At 70.6% G+C, this 5,412-nt stretch carries 4 protein-coding genes and 1 pseudogene; 2 read left to right on the top strand and 3 right to left on the bottom strand.

Annotated features, from left to right (window positions below; translation table 11 throughout):
* The 3 genes and pseudogenes from VFQ84_RS00140 to VFQ84_RS00130 form a co-directional block, all read right to left on the bottom strand.
* Positions 1-722: pseudogene (locus tag VFQ84_RS00140) on the bottom strand (Fe-S cluster assembly protein SufB); the annotation flags it as partial.
* 1 nt (position 723) lies between these two features.
* Entirely contained in the window at positions 724-1,173 is a 450-nt protein-coding gene (locus VFQ84_RS00135) for an SUF system Fe-S cluster assembly regulator (RefSeq protein WP_325127943.1), read from the bottom strand.
* Positions 1,174-1,316: 143 nt separating this feature from the next.
* Positions 1,317-2,351: a VIT1/CCC1 transporter family protein gene (locus VFQ84_RS00130; protein ID WP_325127941.1), complete on the bottom strand. Its 1,035-nt coding sequence runs from the start codon at positions 2,349-2,351 to the stop codon at positions 1,317-1,319.
* A gap of 99 nt (positions 2,352-2,450) precedes the next feature.
* On the opposite strand from VFQ84_RS00130, the gene VFQ84_RS00125 reads away from it, so the two are divergent.
* Together VFQ84_RS00125 and VFQ84_RS00120 are read left to right on the top strand one after the other, a co-directional pair.
* Entirely contained in the window at positions 2,451-2,930 is a 480-nt protein-coding gene (locus tag VFQ84_RS00125) for an SET domain-containing protein (RefSeq protein ID WP_290886091.1), read from the top strand.
* Between the two features lie 219 nt (positions 2,931-3,149).
* Positions 3,150-5,360 (top strand): DUF5916 domain-containing protein, encoded by a 2,211-nt coding sequence (locus tag VFQ84_RS00120; RefSeq protein WP_325127935.1) that lies wholly within the window; start codon positions 3,150-3,152, stop codon positions 5,358-5,360.
* Positions 5,361-5,412: the final 52 nt, after the last annotated feature.

Below are 5,412 nucleotides of genomic sequence, written 5' to 3'. Positions count from 1 at the left end.
GGCGCGGTGCAGCCCTCGAGGTAGGACACGTGGCCCTTGTCCTCGCAGATGATCAGGGTGCGCTCGAACTGGCCGGTGTGGCCGGCGTTGATGCGGAAGTAGGTGCTCAGCTCCATCGGGCAGCGCACGCCCTTGGGGATGAACACGAAGGAGCCATCGGAGAACACGGCCGAGTTCAGCGCCGCGAAGTAGTTGTCGCCGACCGGCACCACGCTGCCCAGGTACTGGCGCACCAGCTCGGGGTGCTCCTTGATGGCCTCGGACATCGAGCAGAAGATCACGCCCTTCTCGGCCAGCTCCTTGCGGAAGGTGGTGCCGACCGAGACCGAGTCGAACACGGCGTCCACGGCGACGCCCGCCAGGCGCGCACGCTCGTGCAGCGGCACGCCCAGCTTGTCGTAGGTGTCCAGCAGCTCCTGCGGCACGTCGGCCAGGGACTGGTACTTCGGCCCCTTGGGCGCGCTGTAGTAGCTCAGCCCCTGCAGGTCGATCGGGGCGATCTGCAGCTTGGCCCACTCCGGCATCGGCATGGTGAGGAAATGGCGATAGGCGGCGAGGCGCCAGTCGGTCATCCACTCGGGCTCTTCCTTCTTGGCCGACAGCGCGCGGACGATGTCCTCGCTCAGGCCGGGCGGGAAGGTGTCGGACTCGATGTCGGTGATGAAGCCGGCATCGTAGCGACGCGCGAGCTTCTCGACGATTTGCTGGTTCTGGATGGCCATCTCAGCCTCCTGCCGCCGCGAGCTGCAGCGGGATGGATTTGCGGGCGGCCGACGGCGTGAGCATGTCGGCCAGGGTGATGCCGCCGAGGGCGTCGGCGATCACGTCGTTGATGCGGCGCCAGTGCGTCTGCACGCCGCAGTGGGCCTCGTGCTCGCAGCTGGAGTGTTCGCCCGAGCATTCGGTCATGTTCAGCGGGCCTTCGATGGCCTCGACGATGGCCCGGAGCGGGATCTCGTGCGCGGGGCGGGCCAGGCGGTAGCCGCCGTTGGCGCCCCGGAAGCTGTCGACCAGGCCGGCGTGGGCCAGCGGCTTGAGCACCTTGGCCACGGTGGGCGGCTCCAGCCGGGAGCGGTCGGCCAGCTCCGCGGACGAATGCACGCGGCCGGGCGCCTCGGCCAGGGCGGCCAGGATGACGGTGGCGTAGTCGGTGAGCTTGGTGACGCGAAGCATGGCGTCGGCCTGGCGGTTTGAATCAGGACCGAAATTGTACGCTTTGCCCCGGGCCGGCTCAATCCACGGCAGGTGAAGGTGGGCGGGCTCGCCCGGGCGCGGCCCGTCCCGAGGCCCCGGGGTGGGCCCGCCGCCGCCCCGGTTCAGCCCACCTCGACCCCGATCAGGCGGCCGATCAGGAACACCGTGGCGCCGGCCAGGGCGCCGATGCCGAGCATGCGCAGGCCGCCGAACACCGGGTTGCGGCCCGAGAACAGGCTCATCGCGGCGCCGGTGCCGAACAGCCCCGCCGCGGCCAGGCCGGTGCCCCAGTAAGCGGCGACCGGCAGCGCGCTGCCCAGGAAGAAGGGCACCAGCGGCACCAGCGCGCCGATCGTGAACGCGGTGAAGGAGAAGGCCGCGGCGCCGATCGGCGAGCCCAGGTCGTCCGGGTTCAGGCCCAGCTCTTCGCGGGCCAGCACGTCGAGCGCCTGGGTCGGGTTCTTCACCAGCTGGTGGGCGAAGGCGCGGGCCTGCGCCGGGTCCATGCCGCGGGCGATGTAGATCAGCGCCAGCTCCTCGGCCTCGGCCTCCGGGTATTGCTTGAGCTCGTCGGCCTCCAGGCCGATCTGGTACTCGAACAGCTCGCGCTGCGAGCGCACCGACACGTATTCACCGGCCGCCATCGACAGCGCGCCCGCCAGCAGGCCGGCGATGCCGGTGGCCAGCACGGTGCCGGTGCTGGCCTGGGCGCCGACCACGCCCAGGATCAGGCTGGCGTTCGAGACCAGGCCGTCGTTGACGCCGAAGATGGCCGCGCGCAGGTTGCCACCGCCGACGGTGCGGTGGCTCACGCCGACCTGGGCCAGGTCCGTGGGCAAAAGGTGTCCGTCCAGGGCGGCGGTGTAGGCCGAGAGGCCGCGTACCTTCAGTGCGGCCAGCGCCGGCTTCACCCGCCGGGGGCCGAGCCGGTGGGCCAGCGCCGCCACCAGGCGCGCGCGCGCCGACGGCTCGAAGGTGGCGGGCAGCGCCTGCCCGGCCTCGCGCGCGGTCCGCTCCCAGGTCAGGGCCTGCTGGTCGGCCGCGCCGGCGAGATCACGGAACAGGGCGGCGATGCGCGTGTCGCGCTCGGCATCGGCCAGCGCCCGGTACAGCCAGGCCGACTGCTTTTCCTCGGTCCAACTGTTGGCAGGGTCCATCGCAATGCTCCCGTGTCTGGCCCCAGCATAATCCGGGGCTGCGCCGGGCGCGCGGATTGGTGACAATGGCGGCCCTGCCGTCGTCCCGGATGTCCCCGCATGCCCAAGAAGATCGAAGCCCGCCAGTCCGCCATCCACGGCAATGGCGTCTTCGCCACCGAGGCGATCGCCAAGGGCGAGCGGGTCATCCGCTACAAGGGCCTGCTGCGTACGCACGCGGAAGTGGACGCGGTGTATGCCGACGAGGCCGACACCGGCCACACCTTCCTGTTCACGCTCAACGACAAGTACGTCATCGACGCCAACGTCGACGGCAACGATGCGCGCTGGATCAACCACAGCTGCGACCCGAACTGCGAGGCCACCTGGCTCGAGGACGGCAAGAAGAAGCGCAAGGACCGCATCTACATCGAAGCGATGCGCGACATCGCCGCCGGCGAGGAGCTGACCTACAACTACGGCATCGTCCTGCACGAGCCGCACACCGCCAAGCTCAAGAAGCTCTGGGCCTGCCGCTGCGGCTCCAAGCACTGCACCGGCACCATGCTGCAGCCCAAGCCCCCCGCCAAAAAGCGCTGATCCTCCCCTGTAGGAGCGCCTTCAGGCGCGAAGCTCTTCGGCGAAAAGCTTCGCGCCTGAAGGCGCTCCTACAGGGTCGCTTCGCGCAATGCCCGCACCGGTGAGCAGGGTCTCGTCGCGGGATGCCCCGACGGGCGAAAGCGTTGCCATGACTTACGACCCGCTCCAACCCAGGGCGAGGCGCGGATCATTCGCGCGTCGCCTCGTCCAGGACCTCCCATGAAAGCCCCCGCCTGTCTCGGCGCCCTGGCGCTTGCCGCCGCGCCCGCCTTCGCCGTCGAGGTCGACGGCCGCATCGATCCGTCCGAATGGGCCGGCGCCCGCCACATCACCGACTTCGAGATGGTGCAGCCGCTCAACGGCGAGCCCGCGCGCCTGCGCACCGAGGCCTGGGTGCTGGCGACGCCGCAGGGCCTGGCGGTGGCCTTCCGCAATGAACAGCCGGCCGACGTGCCGCGCACCCTGCAGCGCACCCGCCGGGACGAGGGCGGGGCCCTGGACCGCATCAACTTCATGGTCGACTTCGACGGCGATGGCCGCACCGGCTACGACTTCATGGTCACGGTCGCCGGCGGCATCAGCGACGAGGTGATCACCAGCGAGCGCAACTTCAACACCGACTGGGACGGCCACTGGCACCACGCGGTGACGCAGGACGATGCCGGCTGGAGCGTCGAGCTGCTGATCCCCTGGCACGTGGCGCCGATGGCGCAGCCGGCGAACGGCGAGCGCACCCTGGGCATCTACGTCGACCGCGTGGTCGGCAGCACCGGCGAGCGCTACGGCTGGCCGGGCATCAGCTTCCAGCGGCCGCGCTTCCTGTCGGAGTTCAGCAAGATCCAGGTGCCGCACTACGAGCAGTCGCTGCTCGCGGTCACGCCCTACGTGGTCGGCGTCAGCGACATCGCCAACGGCGGCACCGAGTTCGACACCGGCGCCGACCTGTTCTGGAAGCCGAACGGGCAGTTCCAGCTCTCAGCGACGCTCAACCCCGATTTCGGCCAGGTCGAGAGCGACGACCTGGTGGTGAACTTCGGCGCGGTCGAGACGTTCTTCGGCGACAAGCGGCCGTTCTTCACCGAGAACCAGGGCCTGTTCGACGTGCCCTTCGGCGCCGGCAACAGTCGCCTGCTGTACACGCGCCGCATCGGCCAGTTCGCCGACGTGGACGCGGCGGTGAAGCTCAACGGCAGCCTGGGCCAGGTGCGCTACGGCGTGCTGGCGGCCACCGAGGACGGCGACCTGGGGCGGGATTTCTTCGCCCTGCGCGCCACCCGCGACTTCGGTGCCCAGGACTGGGGCGGCATGCTGACCCGCGTGGACGCGCCGTTCGCGGATCGCGAGGCCACGGTGTACTCCGTCGACCACCAGTGGTCGCCGACGCCGGCCTGGAACATCCGCTCGCAGGTGGTCGGCTCCAGCGTCCGCCAGGGCGGCGTGCGCAGCGACGACAGCGGCTTCCAGGTCCGCGCCGACCAGGAGCTGGGCGAGGGCTGGCGCCAGCAGGCCTACGTGCTGCACCTGGGCGATGGGCTGCAGCTCAATGACATCGGTTTCCTCGACCGCAACGACTTCAACTACCTGCGCTACGAGCTGGCCCGGCGCTTTCCGAACCAGCCGGAGGATTCGGCCTACGCCTCGCACGAATGGCGCTGGGCGGCGTCCGTGCGGCGCAACGACAGCGGCCTGGCGATCGCCGAGGCCGCGGCGATCCAGCGCAACAGCGAGCGTCGCGACGGCGGCAACGAGTTCTTCGACCTGACCGCCTTCACCGCCGGCCATGACGACCTGATCACCCGCGGCAACGGCGTGGTGCGGGTGCCCGAGAAGGTCTATGCCTTCTGGGAGCGTTCGCGGCCGCGGCGCGGCGCCTGGTCCTGGTACGGCAGCGCGCGGCTGGCGGGCGACGGCCTGGAGGGTGCCGCCGGCACGGGCCTGGAGCTGCACCTCGAGCCGACCCTGCATTTCAGCGACAGCCTGTCGCTCGAGCTGGGCCTGGGCCTGCAGCATCTGCCCGACTGGCTGCTCTGGCGCGGCGGCAACCGCCTGGGCAGCTACCGCGCCGACCTGGCCACGCTGGGCGCCAACCTGCAGTGGCAGATCGGCCAGCGCCAGGAGCTGCGGGTGAAGCTCGAGACCATCGCGCTCGACGCCCGCCTGCGCCAGGCCTGGGCCGTGCGCGCCGACGGCGAGCCGATCGCCACCGCCACGCCGGCCGACATCACCGACTTCAGCCTGGCCAACCTGGGCTTCCAGGTCCGCTACCGCTACGAACTGGCGCCGCTGTCGGACCTTTACATCGTCTACGGCCGCGGCGGCCTGGACGAACAAAGCGCCGGCCGCTCGCTGTCCGAGCTGCTGGGCGACGCCAGCTCGCTGGCCGACACCGAGCAGCTGCTGGTCAAGTTCAGCTATCGCTTCGCCAACTGAGCCGCTTCGGGCGAGCCTCCCCCGGCCGACCCGCCCGTGGCCGGCCTGCCCC

Origin of the sequence: Arenimonas sp. (genome assembly GCF_035721105.1) — a bacterium.
GTDB lineage: Bacteria > Pseudomonadota > Gammaproteobacteria > Xanthomonadales > Xanthomonadaceae > Arenimonas.
The sequence above is the reverse complement of the archived record's forward strand: the minus strand, read 5'-3'. Positions and strand labels throughout refer to the sequence as shown.

Excerpts from the sequence above, each read along its gene's own strand:
- VFQ84_RS00135 (WP_325127943.1), bottom strand. The coding sequence starts at position 1,173 with ATGCTTCGCGTCACCAAGCTCACCGACTACGCCACCGTCATCCTGGCC.
- VFQ84_RS00130 (WP_325127941.1), bottom strand. The coding sequence starts at position 2,351 with ATGGACCCTGCCAACAGTTGGACCGAGGAAAAGCAGTCGGCCTGGCTG.
- VFQ84_RS00125 (WP_290886091.1), top strand. The coding sequence starts at position 2,451 with ATGCCCAAGAAGATCGAAGCCCGCCAGTCCGCCATCCACGGCAATGGC.
- VFQ84_RS00120 (WP_325127935.1), top strand. The coding sequence starts at position 3,150 with ATGAAAGCCCCCGCCTGTCTCGGCGCCCTGGCGCTTGCCGCCGCGCCC.